This is a genomic window from Saccharopolyspora erythraea, from assembly GCF_018141105.1.
Taxonomy (GTDB): domain Bacteria; phylum Actinomycetota; class Actinomycetes; order Mycobacteriales; family Pseudonocardiaceae; genus Saccharopolyspora_D; species Saccharopolyspora_D erythraea_A.
In genome coordinates, this window is record NZ_CP054839.1 from 7472402 (window position 1) to 7490729 (window position 18328).

Sequence of the window (18328 nt, forward strand, 5' to 3'; positions counted from 1 at the left end):
ACCTCCTGGACATTCTCTGTCCTCAGTGGACTTGGACGATGGCGGGCAGGTCGCGGACGGAGTCGATGACGTGGGTGGCACCGGCCTCGGTGAGCTCGGCGGTGCCGTGGGCGCCGGTGAGCACCCCGGCGACGACCGACGCGCCTGCGCGCAGTCCCGATCCGATGTCGTAGGCGGTGTCCCCGACGACGGCGACGTGGCGGACGTCGTCGACGCCCAGCCGCAGCAAAGCGGTGAGCACCATGTCGGGGTACGGCCGGCCGCGGCCGGCCTGCGCGGGCGTGAGGGTGAGGTCGGCCAGGCCCTCCCAGCCCAGCGCGTCGATGATCTGGCGTTGCGTGGCCTCGGAGAACCCGGTGGTCAGCGCGACCTTCACGCCGGAGCCGCGGAGCCGCCGGATGGTCTCGGCCGCGCCGTCGATCTCGGCGCACTCGCCGACCCGCCTGCCGTAGGCGCGCTCGAACGCCTCGTTGGCCTGCCGCGCCCGGGTTTCGTCGCCGTCGAGCAGCGTGCGGAACACCGAGATCTTCGACTCGCCCATGGTTCGGCGGACGTGGTCGAGCATGCCGGGGAAAGCCGGGTCGGACTCGGCGACGCCGACCTCGGCGATCGCGTCGGTGAAGGCCGCCTCCACCAGACCGCCGTCGGCGACGGTGGTCCCGGCCATGTCCAGGACGACCAGCTCGATCATGAGCGCTCCTCGATCTCGCGCAGCGTGTCCTCGGCGATCGCCGGGGAACCGGTCATCCCGCGCCCGCCGGGCCCGGTGACCAGCCAGATCCCCGGCCGGACCTGCTCGCGGTGCACGACCTGCGACTTGTCGGCGGTCTGGGCGTAGACGCCCGCCCAGCGGCGGGTGACGCGCGGCAGCGAGCGGCCGAGCAGCTCCTCGGAGCGGCGCACCAGGTGGTCGTAGGGCTCCTCGCGCACGTCGAAGGGGAATGGCTCGGCGTACTCGTGGGTGTCGCCGATGGTCAGCCCGCCGTCGAGGCGCTGCACCATCAGCAGCTGCATCCCGTTCTCGGCGGCGACGGGCGGCTGCGGCTCGGCGCGGTTCAGCTCGTCCAGCGCGGCGCCCCGGTATGCGGGGTAGTAGCGCAGGCTGTCACCGTCGGCGATCGAGGTCGCCAGCTCCTCGCCGAGCGGGTCGGTCTGCATCATCTGCAGCCGCACGCGGCGCACTGGCAGTTCGGGCCGCAGCTCGCGGACCAGGCCGCCGAGGGCGGCGCCGGTGCACAGCACGACCGCGTCGGCCTCGTGGCGCTGCGCGGTGTCGTCGCGGACCCAGCCCTCGCCGGCGTCGCGGACCTCGCGGCCGGGCAGCCACGTGTAGCGGCCGGTGGCCTCCAGGTGGGCGCGCAGCGCGGGCAGCGCGACGCGGGACTCCACGGCGCCGTCGCGCTCGCACCACAGGGCGGCCCGGAAGTCGCCCCGCAGCACCGGGTTCAGCGCCCTCGCCTCGGCGGCGCCGACCAGCTTCGCGCCGCGTTCGGCGAGGTCGGTCATGCCTTCGGCTACCGCGACCTCGGCGTCGGTGCGCAGCAGGGTCAGCGACCCGTTGGGCCGGAAGCCCACCCCGGGCACGTCGGCTCCGATGCGCTCCCACGCCTCGCGGGCGCGCAGGGCCAGCTCCAGGTCGGGGCCGGGTTCGCGGCCGCTGACCCACACCAGGCCGAAGTTGCGGACCGATGCGCCGCGCGCCTCCGGCTCGCGCTCCAGCTGCACCACGTGATGGCCGTTCTCCAGGGCGCGCAGCGCGTGCATGGTGCCCAGCGCGCCGCCGCCGACGATCAGTACTCGCACGGGACACACCGTCACGGCCACGGGCGAATGGGCTGTGGTGGCGGCACGAACGCGGAGTGAACAGCGAGCGACGGTCTAGATCAGTTATTCCGCCGTTATATTCGGCGGTCCATTCCGCCGCGAAATGCCCGTCGGAACACCGCAACCGCCCATAACAGGGCAAACTGTCGAATGCCGTCGATCTGGGTGCCCGCGGTCCGCGCGGCACCGTCCACAGCGAACGGCTCGCCGAAACCGGGAGGACTTCTCGTGCGCACCTTCAAGCTCCAGCTCCAGGTCACCGCCGACGGCTACCTGGCGGGCCCGAACGGCGAGATGGACTGGATGACGCTGCCGTGGACCGACGACATGAACTCCTACGTCGACGCGCTGACCGAACCGGTCGACCGCATCGTGCTCGGCCGCAAGCTCGCCGAGGGGTTCATCCCGGCGTGGGCGTCCCGGCCGGAGGGCGAGACGCAGGAGACGATCGACTGGATGATCGGCACGCCCAAGGTGGTGATCTCCGACAGCCTCACCGAGTCGCCCTGGGACGGTGCCGTCGTCGCGGGCGGCGACCTCGCCGAGACCGTCGCGCGGCTCAAGGCAGAGCCCGGCGGCGACCTGATCACCTACGGTGGCGCGACGCTCGCGTCCGAACTGATCGCCAGGGGCCTGCTCGACGAACTGCACCTGTTCGTCAACCCCACCGCCATCGGAACCGGCCTGCCCGTGTTCCCCGACACCGGCACGTACCAGCGGTTCCGGCTCGTCACGGCGCGGCCGTTCGACTGCGGGATCACCGCGATGCACTACGAGCCGGAGCGCTCCTGACGCGGCGGGTCACCGGCGCAGGCGGGTCACGAAGCTGAAGCGGTCGCCGCGGAACAGCGACCGGACCCGCTCGATCGGCGTCCCGTCCGGCTCCCACGACACCCGGTGCAGCAGGATCATCGGCGTCGCCGGGTTGGTGCCGATCAGCAGCGCCTCCCGGGGCGTGGCCAGCACCGTCTCGATGCGTTCCTCGGCCTCGCCGAACACCACGCCCAGCTCCTGCTGCAGGAACGCGTACAGCGAGCCGTCGGCGTCGAAGTCGCCGAGCAGCCGCGGGAACCGTTGCCGCGGCAGGTAGCTCGACTCCAGCCCGACGCGTTCACCGCCCGCAAGCAGCACCCGTTCCAGGTGGATCACCTCGCCACCGGGCTCCAGCCCGAGATCGGTGGCGAGCTGCGGGTCGGCGGGCAGCGCCTCGGCGCTGATCACGGTCCGGCCGGGCTCGAGGCCCTGCGTGCGGATGCCCTCGGTGTAGCTGACCAGCGCCAGCGGTTGCAGCAGCTTCGGCGGCGCGACGACGGTCCGGCTGCCCTGCCTGCGCAGCAGCCTGCCTTCGAGCACCAGCTCGCCGACCGCCTGGCGCAGCGTCACCCGGGACACGCCGTAGCGCTCGGCCAGCTCGCGCTCGGCGGGCAGGACGGCGCCCTCGCCGAGCTCCTCGATCAGCCCGAGCAGCTCGGTCTTGACCGCGTAGTAGCGCGGGATGCGGCCGTGGTCCGGCACACCGGCCCGGACCGGTTCGCCCGCTCGGTGCGGAGGGCTGTCGTTTCGCACGAGTCCGCAGCCTAGAGCGCGACCACGCTCAGAATGGCCCTCGCGTGATCGTCATCGCCACGACGACGATCACCACACCCAGCCCGCCGTAGAGCAGGATGTCGATCGCCCGGCTGCGGATCGCCAGCAGCCCGGCCTGCTCGTTGGTGAGCAGCGCGCGCAGCACCGCCGCCAGCACCAGCGCGACGCCGATCAGCACCGAGCCCTGCCGCCAGTGCTGCATCGCGATGCGCAGGAACCCGATCAGGGCGACCAGCACCACCGCGGCGAAGGGGAAGTGCGCCGACGCCCTGGTCTTCCCGCCGAACCCACCGGTCATGGCGTCCTCCTCGTTCCCGAGCTCCCGACGGTCGCGGCGCCGTTTTCAGGACGCCGCGCGCTCGGCGGCTTCCACGACGTTGCTCAGCAGCATCGCCCGCGTCATCGGGCCGATGCCGCCCGGGTTCGGCGAAAGGAACCCTGCCACCTCGGCGACGTCGGGGTGCACGTCCCCGGCCAGCCCGGAGTCGGTGCGGGTCACGCCCACGTCGAGCACCGCGGCACCGGGGCGCACCATGTCCGCGGTGATCAGGTGCGGACGCCCGGCGGCGGCGACGACGACGTCCGCGCGGCGGACCTCCTCGGCCAGGTCCTTGGTGCCGGTGTGGCAGAGGGTGACCGTGGCGTTCTCGCTGCGGCGCGTGAGCAGCAGGCCGATGGGGCGGCCGACGGTGATGCCGCGGCCCACGACGGCGACGCGGGCGCCCGCCAGCGGCACGTCGTAGCGGCGCAGCAGCTCGATGATCCCGCGCGGCGTGCACGGCAGCGGCGCCTGCTCACCGAGGACCAGGCGGCCGAGGCTGATCGGGTGCAGGCCGTCGGCGTCCTTCTCCGGCGCGATGCGCTCGAGCAGCGATCCGGCGTCGAGCTGCTCGGGCAGCGGCAGCTGGATGATGTAGCCGTGGCAGGCCGGATCGGCGTTGAGCTCGTCGACGACGGCCTCGACGTCGGCCTGGGAGGCGTCGGCGGGCAGCTCCTTGCGGATGGAGTTGATGCCGACCTTCGCGCAGTCGTTGTGCTTGGCCCGGACGTAGGAGTGCGAGGCGGGGTCGTCCCCGACCAGCACCGTCGCCAGGCCCGGGGTGTGGCCCTGCTCGGCGAGGCGTGCGACCCGGGGCCGCAACTCCTCGAAGATGGTGTCCTTGGTGGCCTTGCCGTCGAGAATCGTCGCGCTCACGGCTGTTCATCGTCCCAGATCGCGCGGGCGGCGCACCGCCCGGTCCGGCAACGCCGCGATGCAGACCGCCACCAGGGTCAGCCCGACCCCGGCCACTGTGGACATCGGCACGGTCTGGCCGGGCACCGGCGCCAGCAGGTCCAGCAGCAGCGCCCCCAGCAGCTGGCCGGCGATCATGCCCATGCTCAGCAGCAGCACCCCGGTGTGGCGCACGAGCGCGACGGCACCGCCGATGACGAAGATGCCCAGGAAACCGCCGATGTAGAGCCACGGTTCGGGCGGTGCGCTCTGCGGCAACCCGCGAAGCGCCACCTCCACGGCGAACACCACGAGCAGGGCAAGGGTGCCGGTCCCGAAGTTCAGCGTCGCCGCCATCACCGACGACCGGGACGTCTGCTGCACCCGGCCGTTCACCGCCGCCTGCCAGGCCAGCCCGATGCCCGCGAACAGCGGCAGCAGCACCAGCCAGCTCGCCTGGGCCGTCCCGAGCTTCGCCGACACCGCGACCAGTACGGCCACCACGGCCAGGCCCGCGCCCAGCGCCCGGGGGAACGTCACCGGCTGCGGACCCGCGGGGCCGAGGCCGAGCCGGTCGACCAGCAGCCCGCTGCTGACCTGCCCCGCCACCACCGTGACCGTGAACAGCGCGACGCCCAGCTCGATGGCGGCCGTGCCCTGGCTGATCACCAGATAGCCGCCGCACACCCCGCCCAGGCACTGCCACCAGCGCAGACCGCCGCCGGAACGAACCTCGGCGACCACCCGCCGCACTCCGTTGCGGGCCTTCGGCAGCACCGCCGTGCACACGACCAGCACGACCAGACCGGAGCCGAACGAGATCACCGCCGCCGCGATGCCGTCGTGCATGCGCACGCCGAGCGTGCCGTTGATCCGGGACTGCAGGGCCAGCAGCACCCCGACCGCGGTCGCCCCGGCCAGGCCGAGGACCTTGCGCAACGAGTGCGTCCGCGATGGCGTTGTGGTGGTGTCGGCACGAGTTGTCACGTGGGAGCAGTCTCCTCCGCCACCCTGGGGACGCGCGATCCGCGGACGCTGTGACGTGCGACAAGCAACACCGACATCAGGGCCGCGGTTCCGGCCGCCGCCGCGGCCGCCGCCGGACCCGCGGTGTCCAGCATCGAGCCCGCCACCGGCGAGGCCACCGCGACGCCGGTCGTGGTGGCGGTGGAGAACCAGCCGAACGCCTCCGAGCGGCGCTCCTCCGGAGCGATCTCGGCGAGCCTGCCGTTGACCGCCGCCAGCGTCGGCGCGATCGCGGTACCGCCGGCGAACAGGATCACACCGACCAGCCACGGCGAGGCCGGTTCCGCCAGCGGTGGCAGCGCCGGGACCAGCGCGACCAGGCCCAGCGCGGCCAGCAGCGCGCGCAGCCACAGCCTCGGTCTGCCCGTCACCCCACCCACGAGCAGTCCGCCCACCAGCGAGCCGACCGCCCAGACCGCCGCGAGGATCCCCGCCAGTTCGGGCGTGCCCCGCTCGCGGGACCAGCCGACCAGCACCAGGTCCACCGACACCAGCCCGCCGACGATCAACGCGGAGAACGCGAGCATCGGCACGAACCCGGGCAACCGGAACAGCGATGCGCCGCCGCCGCCCTCGGCGCGGATCGGGGCGTCGCGCAGACCCGCCCGCCACAGCGCTGCGGCGAACACCGCGGGCCCGACCGCCGAGGCCACCGCGCACAGCAACGTCGCGACCACGGGGTTCCAGAACGCCACGGCCGACGCGGCCAGCACCGGGGTGACCACGAACAGCAACTCCTGCATGGTCGCCTCGACGGCATAAGCGGCCTCCCGCGCCGGGCCCCGCGAGATCCGCGGCCAGATCGCCCGGCCCACCTGGGTGACCGGCGGGTGCGCGAGCCCGGTCAGCATGCACAGCGGCAGCAGCACCCACCACAGCTCCGGGTCGAGCGGGCCGCCCGGCCGCGCCAGCAGCGCGATCACCACCAGCCCCACCCCGTAGAGCGCGCCCGTGGCCAGCAGCAGCTTCGGCGCCGAGCTGCGGTCGGCGGCGCGGCCGCGCAACGGGCCCGCGATTCCCTGGCCGATCGTCAGCGCCGCGCCGAGAACTCCGCCGGTGGCGTAGGAACCGGTCCAGTCGGCGATCAGGAAGCTCATGACCATGGCGATCGCCGGCATGTGCAAGCGTCCCAGGAGGCTGCAGACCATCAGGCTCGTGGCGTTCGGGACGGCGGCCAGCAGGCGGTAGGGGCGCAGCACGATCCAACTGTGCCTTCTGGCACGGGCGTGCCGCTAGTGATTAACCACCCACCGCAGCCCGCGGACCTCTGGCGGAATCGCACCTGGTGGTGTGATGTTGTGCGGGCTGCCGACACGGCAGGCTTGGGAACCGCGGCGGACGAAGATGATCTCGGCACCCGCACGTGTGCTGGGACAACGGGACAGAACTGGCACAGCGGACCCACCACGGACACCCCGTCGAGTAGCGTCTGGTGCGGGGTGGAGTCGATGTGCCTGGTTGAGAGGGGGAGGATGTCACCCATGTCGCGTCCGACAGCGATCAGTCCGGAGGAGCAGGAGCAGGCGGCCCGCAGGATCGGGGTCCTGCTTTTACAGGCCGCCCCCGAGGACTGGCAGGAGATCACGGTGGAGTACCGCGCCACCGGTGAGTACCACGACCTGCTGGGTGAGGTCACCACGCCGGACGGCACCGCGCGTTCCTGGGAACCGCCGGAGGAGCTGCGCGGCATCTTCGAGCAGCTCCGCGACGGCATGTACCGCCCCGACGTGGGAACGTGGCTGAGCGCGCTCTACGTCGTGGAACGCCCGTCCAGCTACCGCATCGACATCAACTTCGACTCCGAGCCGAGGTGGCAGCGCCCCCTCCCCCGCGCCGCCTACGCCGACGAGCTCCGCCGGTACCCGCGCGCCGAGGAGAACGTGCCCGACTGGCTGCGCGAGAAGATCGACGGCCGGGAGCCCTCCGAGGCCCGGGACACCGCCGACACCCCCACCGCCGCACAGGAAGCCGTCGCCCCCGCGGAGCCCGGCACCGGCGGCGCGCCCCGCTTCCGCACGGCGGAGACGTTCGACGACTTCGACGAGCAGGGCCGCCCACTGGTGGCGACCAGGAACCCGGTGCAGCCCGACGAGGTCGCCGCGCTGCGCCAGTACCTGGAGAACGCGCCGATCGTGCTGGCCTCCCGGGAGAACGAGGAGGACCTGCTCGCTCCCGACCGCGCGGCCACGGTCCCCGGCACCTGGCACACCGACGGCTCCTGGCTGTGGCAGGGCGCGGTGGCCTACTACCTCGCGCAGTACGGCGTGCCGCCGGAGGCCGACCTGGTCGAGCACATCCGCGCCCGGCGTTTCACCCTCGCCGAGGTCGACGACGCCACCCGCGACGCGGCCGTCAGCGAACTGCTCGACCAGCCCGCCGACGACGAATTCGGCGAATCCGGTGAGCCGGGTGACGCCGGTTCGGACTTCGCCGCCGAGCGGGCCGAGCATGCCGACTCCTACGCCGACTCCACCGAGTACTCCGAAAGCCCGGCGGTGGCGCAGGTCGCGGACACGCCCGCCGCGGCGGACTCCGGGGATCACGTGGACGACGACCAGCCCGGCCACCGGCGCGAGTACGAGGACGAGCCGTACGAGGACAGGTCGTTCACCGACGAGCTCGACGACCGGCCCTTCGGCGCCGAGTCGTTCGACGACGACTCGGCGCGCGCTGAGCGGTCGGACACCGCGGACTCGTGGTCGCCGGAGCCGGAGACGCCGAGCGCGGCCGACGACGACCACTCGCGGCTCGACGCGCAGGAAGTCTTCGCGAAGCTGCACGACAAGCTCACCGAGTACGCCGTCGACGGCTCCGACTACCGCATCGGCAGCCACAGCAGCGGCGCGCGCTCGCTGGTGCAGGAGGGCCCGGACTGGATCGTCACGGCGGGTGCCGACGACGAGTTCGGCTCCGACGTCCGGTTCTCCCGCCCCGACCAGGCCGCCGCCTACCTGCTCGGCAGCCTCCTGCTGTCCAGGCCGGCCGGCCAGGTGCCGCAGGACGCCGAGCCTGCACGTCCGGTCGCCGAGCCCGAGCCGGAAACCGAGGCGGACGAGGACGCCGTGGCGTCGGCCGACGCCGAGGCGGACGCACGGGAACCGCACGACGCGGCGACCTCGGGCGAGGCCCCGGCCGCGCAGCAGTCGCAGTTCGACGGCGAGACGAGGGTCGCCCAGCAGCCCCAGTTCAGCAGCGAGGCGACGGTCGCCCAGCCGACGGTCGCCCCGGAACACCCGGTCGCGCCCGAGGTTCCGGCCGCCGCCGAGCAGTCGCAGCGCCCGGATCCCGAACCCCGCCGCCAGGAGCAGAGCGCGGGCGGCCACTTCCTGTTCACCGCCAACCAGGATCCGCAGCCAGGGCAGTCTCCCCAGCAGGACGCCGCGCCCGGTGCTCCGGTCGAGGAGCCGACCCGGTTCCAGCCCGCCCCGCGGATGGACCGCCCGGCCCCGCCGGCCGGTCCGCCTGCCTCGCCGGCCGGTCCGCCTGCCTCGCCGCCCCCCGCGCACCCGGCGTCGCCGCCCGGCGGCATGCCCGCGCAGGCGGCCGCGCCCGGCGGTCCGAACGGACCGGGGCAGGCCCGCCGCCGCTCCCGAAGCGCTCGCCGCGCCCGGAGCAGGGCGCGGCGGTGCCGCCGCCTCCGGCGGCCCGCGCAGCAAGCCCGGCCGGTGGCGCGGAGCGCCGCCCCGGCCCCGGTGGGCCGGGCATGGCGGGGCCGCCCCGGCAGGGGCCGCCGATCCCGCCCGGCGCGGCCGGAGGCCGTCCGCCGCAGGGCGGCGGGCCGGAGCAGGGGCGTCCGCCGCAGGGCGCGGGCCAGCAGATCCAGCCGCTCGGCGGTGAGCCGCCGCTGACGCTGTACCGGGACCGGCGCCACGTCGTGCTCCAGCCGGGTACCGACCTGGACCGCTTCGGCGACCCCAACGGCAACGTCGCGTACGCGATCCGCACGCCCTACACGCAGCGTTCGCTGCCGCCGCAGTGGGCCAACCGCGCGTACTTCGCCTACCGCGTGCAGCGGCCGGTGCAGGTGCTGCGGGGCACGGCGGTGCCGTGGTTCGAGCAGCCGGGCGGTGGCACGGCCTACGTGCTGCCCACCTCGATCAGCGACCTCGTCGCCGACGGGACGCTGATCGAGCTGACGGGCAACGAGGCACCGCCTCGCCCGTCCATGGAGTGACCAGGACGCAGTCTGGAGTTCGGGGTGCGCGCGGCTAGGCCGCGGGCACCCCGAACTGCGTTCAGGGGTCCGGAGCAGGTGATCCGGGCTCGCGGGCCGAGCGCGCCGGGGCACGGTGGCACGGGGCAGACGCGGCAGCGTCTCGCCGAACGGGACGGGTAGTGCGCACGGCGCCCAACGCTGGGCGACAGCGCGGGGGCGGACGGCCTGGGCGCAGGGGCGGGGTCGGTCGGCGAGGCGGCGGGCTCGGTCGGTGGGCGCGATCCAGACGCGCACGGGATTCGTTCGCCGCCGGTTCGGTTCTGGCGCGTGTCCGGGATCAGGCCGCCTAACCGGGGCCGGTCCGCCGGTTCGGGTTCCGTCCGCCGGTTCAGGTTCGATCCGCCGGTTCAGGTTCGATCCGCCGGTTCAGGTTCGGCGTAACTCTCCGGGACCGAACCGCCTTTTTCGGCACCACGCCCCCTGCCCGGGATCGACCCACCCATCCAGGACGGGGCCGCGCTATCCGGGATTGGCCTGCCTGTCCGGAAGCGGTCTGCCGGTTCGGGTTCGGCCCGTCCTTCCGCCTCTCCGGGGTCGGCCTGTCTGTCCTGGTCGGCCCACCTGTCCTGGATTCCCGCAGGTTCGTGACCGTGCCATGTATCCGGGATCGGGCCGCCTACACGGGATTGGCCTGCCCGTCCGGATCTGGCCAGCTCTTGATCTGGCCGCCTCGCCGTGATCCGCCCCGCCAGGCCGTCTGTCCGAGATCCGCGCGGTTCTTGATCAGGTCGCCTGTCCGAGATCCGCCCGGCGCTTGATCTGGCCCTCTTCGAGATCCGCCCGCGGGTTCGGGATCTGACCGGGGAACCATCCCGGCTGGGCTCGGGACCCGCTCCCTCCAGCCGCTGCCCGTGTCTGCCCTGGCTCGGCTCGGGTCGTCAGTCGACGTGGAGGCCGTGGGCGGCGGCGAAGGCGAGCGCGGTCATCGAGTCCACCCGCGCGCCCCTGAGCACGGCCTGCACCAGGCCGTCGGCCTCGATGCGCGCCCCGCGCAGGTTCGCCTCCTCAAGCCGGGTGCCGAGCAGCCGCGCTCCGCTGAGGTCGGCCTCCCGCAGATCGCACTTGCGCAGGTCGCACTCGCTGAGGTTGGCCTCGCGGAAGCGGATTCCGCGCAGGTCCGTGCCGCGCAGGTCGGCGCGGCCCATACCGGCCAGCGTCATGTCGGTCTCGCGGACGGTGAACGGGCGGAACCGGCAGTCGACGAACCCGGAGCCCAGCATCGTGCAGCCCTCCACAGTGGAGTGCTGGAACACGGTGCGGTCGAAGCGGCACGACCGGAACGCCGTCGCGCGGTGAACGCTCTCCCCCAGGTCGGTACCCGTGAAGGTGCACTCGGTGAAGACGCAGCTGGTGGTGCGCAGCCCGCGCAGGTCGGCGTCGGTGAAGTCGCAGCGCTCGAAGCTGCGGCCGTCCCACTCCTGGCCCGTCAGCACCGCGTCGCTGAAGTCCTCACCCACCGCGATCGTCATGCGGCGAGCCTGCCACACGGCCACGACAGCCCCTGTCACCAGGCGAACCCGCCTGCGGTCCTCCTGGCCACGGCGATCGTCGGGAAGTCAGTGGCCAACACCCCCACGCATTCGTGAGTGGTATTAGCAGTTGGTTGCCACTGATGTCACTCGCGTCCAAGCCCCGGGGCCGTGCCGTCCGCTTTCCTGGTCAGTTCTCGGCCCCACAGCGGCGCATCGCCAGGAGGACGTAGGCCCGGGTGGCCTGTTCCAGTTCGGCGACCGCGACGTGTTCGTCGTGCGCGTGGGCGTAGCGGACGTCGCCGGGGCCGAACTGCAGCGTCGGCACGCCGGCGCCCGCGTACAGGCGCAGGTCCGTGCCATACGGCGCACCGAGCACCTCCGGCTTCGCGCCGCCCACGTCGACGACGGCCTGCGTCGTCTCTTCGAGCAGCGGGTGACCGGTGGGGAGGCGGCCGCTGGCGAACATCCCGCCCGGCCAGCTCACCCGGACCGGGTGCTGCGACAGCCACGGGTCGGCCTCGCACGCGCGGCGGACGGCTTCGGCGAACTCGGCCTTGGCGTCGTCGATGCCTTCGTCGAGCCGGACGCCGTAGCGGCCCTCGGCGATCGCTAGGTCCGGCACGGTGCTCGCCCAGTCCCCCACGCGGGCCATGCCGACCGACAGCGGGTACGGCACGTCGAGGTGCGCGACCAGCGGATCCGGGTCTGCGTTGCGCCGCGCTTCCAGGTCGCGCAGCGCGGGCAGCAACTCCGCGAGCTTCTCCAGCGCGTTCACGCCCCGGGTCCGCGTGGAGCCGTGGGTGCCCTGGCCGGGAATCTCCAGTCGGAAGGTGAGCGAGCCGCCGTTGGCGGCCACGATCGTGCCCGCGCTCGGTTCGGCGAGCACGCAGGCGTCCCCGCGGTGACCGCGCCGCAGCGTCGCGAACGCTCCGAGTCCGCCGTCCTCCTCGCCGCTGACGGTGTGCACGCCCACTGGTCGCCGCAGGCGAATGCCGGCGGTACGCAGCGCCTCCAGAGCACCGAGGAACGCGGCGACACCGCCCTTCATGTCGCAGGTGCCGCGTCCCGCGGCGAGCCCGTCGTGCACGCGCAGCGCGTACGGGTCGCGATCGGGCCAGCGGTCGAGGTCGCCCGGCGGCACGACGTCGGTGTGGCCGCAGAACACCAGCGCGGGATCGCCATCGCCGTGCACGCCGACGCAGCCGTAGGCGATGTCGCGGTCGGCTTCCTGGCCGGGGAACTCGGGGTCCTCCCGCAGTTCCGCGACGTCGATGCGCCAGTGGTCGACGCGGTGCCCGAGGCCGCCGAGCCGGTCGGCGCACCAGCGTTGCGCGTCCTGCTCGGCCGCGGTGCCGCCGACGCTGGGGATGGCGACCAGCTCGCGGAGGTCGGCGAGCACGCGGTCGACGTCGACGGCGTCGAGGGCGCGGCGTTCGAGGTCGGAGGGGGTGCCCGGAGTGTCCACGTTGCGAGTGTGTCGCATCCGTCCAGCGGAACCACGGGCGCCCACTACCATCGCCGCGTGGCCGAAGGCGACGGAACCGAGCGGGAATTCGAGATCGGCAAGGACGGGCTGGGCGGCATCGTCGTCGGGATGGACGGCAGCCCGGCGAGCTTCCACGCCGCCGCGTGGGCGGCGGGGCTGGCTCGCCGCGAGCGGGCACGTCTGGTGCTGGTCTACGTGGAGGCCGTGGGCGGCGTCGCCTACTGGTCACCGATGGGGGTGGCGGTGGCGAGCGAAGCCGCCGAGAGCCTCGTGGAGGAGCTGAAGAAGGAAGTCGTCAACCACCTGAAGTGGATCGACATCGACTGGGACTTCGTGCACCAGCGCGGCGACCCGGCCGTGGGGCTGGAGCAGGTCGCCGAGCAGTACCGGGCCGACCTGATAGTGGTCGGCCGCTCTCGCCGGCGCGGGGGCCTGCTCGGCACCGTGCCCGCGACGCTGGTCGTGGAGGCCGTACGTCCCGTGGTCGTCGTGCCCTGAGGGGGCTCGGTCCGCAGGATCGGATCGGATGCCGCCGGTGGCAGAAGGTCATCGGCGGCTGAAGGCGGTCGGTGTCAGGAGGCCATCGGTGGTGGCCGGAACAGGTGTGCGGGGGGCCGGTGGCAGCAGCCGGTGGCAGATAGTGGCAGATGGCGACAGAAGGCCATCGGTGGCGGCCGGCGGCTGGAAGCTGGCTGCCGATGGCAGGAGGTCGCTGGCGGCAGAAGGCCGTCGGTGACGGCCGGAACCGTGTGCTTGGCCGGTGTCGAGACCCCGTCGATCCGGCGGGGCAGGTGTGCGCCCGGTGTGCCAGGCCGGAGGCCCGGCGGCTGTTGACGGCCGCCGGGAAGCTCACTGCGCCGAGCCCGCGTCAGTCGATGATGGTCGCGGCGTGGTGCAAGCCGCCGAAGCACTTCGTCTGGTGGGACAGCAGGTCGACCGCGACCCCACCGCCACCTGCGAAGCAGTCGTCCATGGTGACGGACTCCTGCGCGTGCGCCGTGCCCATCACGAGTGCCCCGGCCAATGACAGACCACTGATGAAAGCCGCGGAAAGTGCGCGTCGCATGCTGATCAACTCCTGCTCGTCGTCATCCCATCCGCCCCCGGCCAGAGGCGTGATGACAACTTGCACCGGTTGATCTCTGGAAGTTCTGATGATCACCGCATCGGACGTCACCCGCGTGGACCGCTCGACGGCGAACGCCGCCGGCGTCGCTACCTGCGCCCGCCCTGCGGCAGTGAGTCGTGCTGCGAGGACTCGGGTGGCCAGACGTAGCGAATGTCGGGCTCGCGTTCCTCGTTGTGCCTGCCGTCGGTGCGCTCGGCCTCGACGAAGCCGTGCCGTTCGTAGAAGCGCTGCGCCGGTCCGTTGACCTGGAAGGTCCACAGCGCCAAGCCGCCGGGGCGGCGTTGCTTCGCCAGCTCGAGGAGGAGATCTCCGATGCCCTGTCCCCGCCACTCGGGGGCGAGGTAGAGCTGGCTGAGCAGATCACCGTCGAGCACCAGCAGGCCGACCACGGACCGGTCCGCCGTCGCGACCCACGTCTCGCACTGGGGAACCACCACGTCGCGGAAGTACTCCCGCACCTCCTCATCGGTGTGCGCCCGTCGGACGCTCGGTAACGCGGCGGCGAACGAGCGCAGCCACAGTTCGGCCACCGCAGCTGAGTCCGAGCTCAGCGCACGGCGGATGACCAGGTCACTGGGGTTCACAGCACGCCAAGATGGCAGACCGGCCGTTGCGACGCAGCGGAATTTGCCGAAGACAGCGCGTCGGCCTCTCCGTGCGAACAGCTACGGACGTCCCGGTGACGGCAGCATCCTGTTGCCAACGCCGCAGGGGGAGCCCGGCGAGCCCACAGCCGCGGGGAGCAGGTCCAGGCGCCAACCGAGGGTCCGGGTCAGTGGAAGTCCCTGGATGTCGACGGCACGCGCATGTCGAGGTGCTGGAGGCGGTCGGCGCGCAGGTTGACCACCCCCTCCGCGCATTCGATGGTTCCGCGTACCAGCAGTGCTGCGCTGGTGCGGGCGATCTTGCGGTATCGCGCCCACAGGCCCGGCGTGCACACCACGTTGATCATCCCGGTCTCGTCCTCCAGGTTGAGGAACGTGACGCCACCTGCGGTGGCCGGGCGTTGCCGGTGCGTGACCGCTCCGCCGACCAGGACGCGCGCCCCGTTGTCCACTTCGGACAGATCCGCCGCCGAGAGCGCCCCCATCTTCGCCAGCCGGGAGCGGAGGAACTGCAACGGGTAGCTGTCCGGGGAGATCCCCGTGGCCCATACGTCCGCGGCGGCCAGCTCGACCCCGTCCATTCCAGGTAGCGGTGGGGCGTCCGCCGAGACCGTGGTGCCCGGCAGCCGGTCCGGACGGTCCCCGGCAGCCGCGGCGGCGTTCCACAACGCCTCGCGACGCGACAGCCCGAAGCACCCGAAAGCACCCGCGGTGGCAAGCGCCTCCATCTGCGCGGCGTTCAACGACATCCGCCTGCTCAGGTCCGCCATGCCGGTGTACGGGCCGTTCTCGTTGCGCTCGGTCACGAGCTGCTCGGCCACGCTGTCGCCGAGCGTGCGGACCGAGGCCAGTCCCAGCCGCACGGCGCGCCCGCCCTCGCTCTCCGGGTCGGGTTCCAGGTCCGCCTGCTCCCGGCTGGCGTTGACGTCGGGCCCGTGCACCCGGACCCCGTGCCTGCGCGCGTCGGCCACCAGCGACTGCGGCGAGTAGAAGCCCATCGGCTGGGCCTTGAGCAGCGCCGCGCAGAACACCGCCGGGTAGTAGCGCTTGAACCAGGAACTGGCGAACACCAGCACCGCGAAGCTGAGCGCATGGCTCTCCGGGAACCCGAAGTTCGCGAAGGCCAGCAGCTGCTGGTAGATGCGCTCGGCGAGCTCACCGGTGATGCCGTTGACGGCCATCCCCTCGAACAACCTGCCCCGCAGCCGGGCCATGCGCTCCTCGGAGCGCTTCGAGCCCATCGCCCGGCGCAGCTCGTCGGCCTCGCCCGCCGAGAAACCCGCGATGTCCACCGCGAGCTGCATGAGCTGCTCCTGGAACAGCGGCACGCCGAGGGTCTTCTCCAGCGCGGCCGCCATCAGCGGGTGCTCGTAGTCCCAGTCCTCCTCCCCGTTGCGGCGGCGGATGTAGGGGTGCACCGACCCGCCCTGGATCGGGCCCGGCCGGATCAGCGCCACCTCCACCACCAGGTCGTAGAACTTGCGCGGCTTCAGCCTGGGCAGGGTCGCCAGCTGGGCCCGGCTCTCCACCTGGAAGACCCCGACGGCGTCGGCCCGCCGCAGCATCGCGTACACCTCGTCGTCGTCGAGGTCCAGCTCGCCGAGGTCGACCTCGATGCCGTGGTGCTCGCGGGCCAGGTCGATCGCGTAGTGCAGCGCCGAGAGCATCCCCAGCCCCAGCAGGTCGAACTTGACCAGACCGACCGACGCGCAGTCGTCCTTGTCCCACTGCAGCACCGTGCGGCCGGGCATCCGCGCCCACTCCACCGGGCACACCTCGCTCACCGGCTGGTGGCAGATCACCATGCCGCCGGAGTGGATGCCGAGGTGTCTCGGGTAGCCCATGAGCTCCCCGGCCAGCTCCCGGACCTGGCCGGGAAACTCGCTGTCGTCCGGCAGTGGTCCCCAGTGCTCGATCTGCTTGCTCCAGGCGTCCTGCTGCCCCGGCGAGTACCCCAGCGCCCTGGCGACGTCCCGCACCGCCGACTTCGGCCGGTAGCTGATCACGTTGGCCACCTGCGCGGCGTGCGTGCGGCCGTACTTGCGGTAGACGTACTGGATCGCCTCTTCCCTGCGGTCGGACTCGATGTCCAGGTCGATGTCCGGGGGACCGTCGCGCTCGGGGGCGAGGAACCGCTCGAAGAGCAGGTCGTAGCGCACCGGGTCGGCGTTTGTGATGCGCAGCGCGAAGCACACCGCGGAGTTCGCCGCCGACCCCCGGCCCTGGCACAGGATTCCCGTCTCGCAGCAGAACGACACGATGTCGTGCACCACCAGGAAGTACCCGGGGAAGTCGAGCTTCTCGATCACCGCCAGCTCGTGCTCGATCTGCGCGTAGGCCGCCGGGTTGTCCTGCGGGAGCCCGTAGCGCTGCAGCGCACCCCGGTAGGTCAGCTCGCGCAGCCACTCGGCCTCGGTGCGCCCCTCGGGGACGTCGAACGGCGGTAGCCGCGGCGCCACCAGCCGCAGGTCGAACGCGCACTCCCGGCCCAGCCGGGCCGCCGCCTCGACCGCACCGGGATAGCGCGCGAAGCGCTCGGCCATCTCCGCGCCCGAACGCAGGTGGCTGCCCGCCCAGGCGGGCAGCCAGCCGTCCATCTCGTCCAGGCTCCGCCGCGCCCGGATGGCGGCGACCACGCTCGCCATCCGGCCGTTCCAGGGGCCTGCGAAGTGCGCGCCGTTGGTGGCCACCGCGGGCAGACCGGCGTCGTGGGCCAGGGCGAACAGCACGTCGTTGCGTTCGGAGTCGGTGGGCAGGCCCTGGTCGGTGAGCTCCACCGCGACGTTCTCCCCGCCGAACAGCGCCACCAGCCGGTCGAGCTCCGCGGCGGCGGCCGCCGGACCGCCCTCGGCCAGCGCGGAGCGCACCGCGCCCTTGCGGCATCCGGTCAGCACCAGCCAGTGGTCCTCGGCCGCCTCGGCCAGTTGCTCCAACCGGTAGGTGGGCCTGCCCTTCTCCTGACCGGCGAGCTGGGCCGAGCTGATCTCCCGGCACAGCCGCGCGTACCCGCCGGGATCACGGGCCAGGACCAGCAGGTGGTTGCCCTCGGGGTCCGGGACGCCGGTCTGCGCGGCGGTGAGCCCCAGGCTCAGCTCCGCGCCGAAGACCGTCCGGACCCCGTGCTCGGCGGCGGCCTCGGCGAACCGCACCACGCCGTACATGCCGTCGTGGTCGGTCAGGGCGACGGCCTCCAGGCCGAGGCGTGCCGACTCCGCGACCAGCTCCTCCGGGTGGCTGGCCCCGTCGAGGAAGCTGAAGTTCGAGTGCGCGTGCAGCTCCGCGTAGGGGACGGCGACCGATCGGGAGGGCGGGCGCCCCGAGGCGGAACCGGACGGCACGGCCCGGAGCCCCGGTGATGTGGTCCCCGGCGGCTCAGCGGCCGGGGACAGGCGTGATGACGCGGAAGCGGGGGCCGACTGGGACGCGGGCGCTTCCGCGTATGCGGGTGTTTCTCCTGACTCCGGCACAGAAGCGGACGTTTCCGGGGACTCCGGCTCAGACGCGGGTGCCGGGGGGTCGGCGGACGGCGGTGTCGGCGGATCCTCGGGGACTTCGTACGCCGCTCGTTTCCTGGTCCACGCCGGACTGTCACCGCCGTCGCCGGGGTACGGCTCGTCGCGGGGCCCTGGGCGGCCGGAGAGCGCTTTTTCCAGTTCGGACCAGGTCTGCGGGGGGTTGAACCAGCTCATGAACCCAGTGAACTCCCGTTCGAAACAGCGATGCCACCAAATCCGCCCGCATCCACTCGAACGAGTGTTCGCCAGGCGTTC

The 18328-nt window shown here is 72.8% G+C and carries 16 protein-coding genes; 4 read left to right on the forward strand and 12 right to left on the reverse strand.

What is annotated here, in order from left to right:
- Positions 1-22: 22 nt before the first annotated feature.
- On the reverse strand, positions 23-691 hold the full coding sequence (locus HUO13_RS33450; RefSeq protein ID WP_211898883.1) for a phosphonatase-like hydrolase: 669 nt from the start codon (positions 689-691) through the stop codon (positions 23-25).
- Positions 688-1803: a TIGR03364 family FAD-dependent oxidoreductase gene (locus HUO13_RS33455; RefSeq protein ID WP_211898884.1), complete on the reverse strand. Its 1116-nt coding sequence runs from the start codon at positions 1801-1803 to the stop codon at positions 688-690. Before HUO13_RS33455 ends, HUO13_RS33450 begins: the two co-directional genes overlap by 4 nt.
- Before the next feature lie 249 nt (positions 1804-2052).
- Here HUO13_RS33455 and HUO13_RS33460 point away from each other — a divergent pair, with 249 nt between their 5' ends.
- On the forward strand, positions 2053-2616 hold the full coding sequence (locus HUO13_RS33460; protein ID WP_211898885.1) for a dihydrofolate reductase family protein: 564 nt from the start codon (positions 2053-2055) through the stop codon (positions 2614-2616).
- A gap of 9 nt (positions 2617-2625) precedes the next feature.
- On the opposite strand, the gene HUO13_RS33465 is transcribed toward HUO13_RS33460, so the two are convergent.
- From HUO13_RS33465 to HUO13_RS33485, 5 genes are read right to left on the reverse strand one after another with little or no spacing between them, the layout of a single operon-like run.
- Positions 2626-3390: a GntR family transcriptional regulator gene (locus tag HUO13_RS33465; RefSeq protein WP_211898886.1), complete on the reverse strand. Its 765-nt coding sequence runs from the start codon at positions 3388-3390 to the stop codon at positions 2626-2628.
- A 28-nt stretch (positions 3391-3418) separates the two neighbouring features.
- A complete protein-coding gene (locus HUO13_RS33470; protein ID WP_211898887.1) occupies positions 3419-3709 on the reverse strand; it encodes a DUF3017 domain-containing protein in 291 nt (96 codons plus the stop codon).
- 45 nt (positions 3710-3754) lie between these two features.
- Positions 3755-4606, reverse strand: a complete 852-nt coding sequence (locus tag HUO13_RS33475) for a bifunctional methylenetetrahydrofolate dehydrogenase/methenyltetrahydrofolate cyclohydrolase (RefSeq protein WP_211898888.1) — start codon at positions 4604-4606, stop codon at positions 3755-3757.
- 6 nt (positions 4607-4612) lie between these two features.
- The gene (locus HUO13_RS33480) at positions 4613-5611 is read right to left on the reverse strand and encodes a DMT family transporter (protein WP_249124266.1); all 999 of its coding nucleotides are present in this window, start codon (positions 5609-5611) and stop codon (positions 4613-4615) included.
- Complete coding sequence (locus tag HUO13_RS33485) at positions 5608-6849, reverse strand: MFS transporter (RefSeq protein WP_211898889.1); 1242 nt, start codon at positions 6847-6849, stop codon at positions 5608-5610. Before HUO13_RS33485 ends, HUO13_RS33480 begins: the two co-directional genes overlap by 4 nt.
- A 282-nt stretch (positions 6850-7131) precedes the next feature.
- On the opposite strand from HUO13_RS33485, the gene HUO13_RS37920 reads away from it, so the two are divergent.
- Positions 7132-9498, forward strand: a complete 2367-nt coding sequence (locus HUO13_RS37920; protein WP_249124267.1) for a hypothetical protein — start codon at positions 7132-7134, stop codon at positions 9496-9498.
- A 26-nt stretch (positions 9499-9524) separates the two neighbouring features.
- Positions 9525-9824, forward strand: coding sequence for a TNT domain-containing protein (locus HUO13_RS37925; RefSeq protein WP_249124268.1), 300 nt, complete (start codon positions 9525-9527; stop codon positions 9822-9824).
- Between the two features lie 920 nt (positions 9825-10744).
- On the opposite strand, the gene HUO13_RS33495 is transcribed toward HUO13_RS37925, so the two are convergent.
- Both HUO13_RS33495 and HUO13_RS33500 read right to left on the reverse strand, forming a co-directional pair.
- Complete coding sequence (locus tag HUO13_RS33495; protein ID WP_211898891.1) at positions 10745-11335, reverse strand: pentapeptide repeat-containing protein; 591 nt, start codon at positions 11333-11335, stop codon at positions 10745-10747.
- A 190-nt stretch (positions 11336-11525) separates the two neighbouring features.
- Positions 11526-12803, reverse strand: coding sequence for an ArgE/DapE family deacylase (locus tag HUO13_RS33500; protein WP_249124269.1), 1278 nt, complete (start codon positions 12801-12803; stop codon positions 11526-11528).
- Positions 12804-12860: 57 nt separating this feature from the next.
- Here HUO13_RS33500 and HUO13_RS33505 point away from each other — a divergent pair, with 57 nt between their 5' ends.
- Complete coding sequence (locus HUO13_RS33505) at positions 12861-13322, forward strand: universal stress protein (RefSeq protein ID WP_021342087.1); 462 nt, start codon at positions 12861-12863, stop codon at positions 13320-13322.
- Positions 13323-13692: 370 nt separating this feature from the next.
- Here HUO13_RS33505 and HUO13_RS33510 read toward each other — a convergent pair whose 3' ends face one another.
- The 3 genes from HUO13_RS33510 to HUO13_RS33520 all read right to left on the reverse strand — a co-directional run bounded on the left by HUO13_RS33510 (position 13693) and on the right by HUO13_RS33520 (position 17896).
- Positions 13693-13890 (reverse strand): hypothetical protein, encoded by a 198-nt coding sequence (locus HUO13_RS33510; RefSeq protein WP_211898893.1) that lies wholly within the window; start codon positions 13888-13890, stop codon positions 13693-13695.
- Positions 13891-14039: 149 nt separating this feature from the next.
- Positions 14040-14537 carry a GNAT family N-acetyltransferase gene (locus tag HUO13_RS33515; RefSeq protein WP_211898894.1) on the reverse strand — a complete coding sequence of 166 codons (498 nt, stop codon included), beginning with the start codon at positions 14535-14537 and terminating at the stop codon, positions 14040-14042.
- 188 nt (positions 14538-14725) lie between these two features.
- Entirely contained in the window at positions 14726-17896 is a 3171-nt protein-coding gene (locus HUO13_RS33520; protein WP_282975329.1) for an error-prone DNA polymerase, read from the reverse strand.
- Positions 17897-18328 lie beyond the last annotated feature (432 nt).

Coding starts and splice junctions, on each gene's coding strand:
- HUO13_RS33450 (WP_211898883.1), bottom strand. CDS start 691: ATGATCGAGCTGGTCGTCCTGGACATGGCCGGGACCACCGTCGCCGAC.
- HUO13_RS33470 (WP_211898887.1), bottom strand. CDS start 3,709: ATGACCGGTGGGTTCGGCGGGAAGACCAGGGCGTCGGCGCACTTCCCC.
- HUO13_RS37920 (WP_249124267.1), top strand. CDS start 7,132: ATGTCGCGTCCGACAGCGATCAGTCCGGAGGAGCAGGAGCAGGCGGCC.
- HUO13_RS33495 (WP_211898891.1), bottom strand. CDS start 11,335: ATGACGATCGCGGTGGGTGAGGACTTCAGCGACGCGGTGCTGACGGGC.
- HUO13_RS33510 (WP_211898893.1), bottom strand. CDS start 13,890: ATGCGACGCGCACTTTCCGCGGCTTTCATCAGTGGTCTGTCATTGGCC.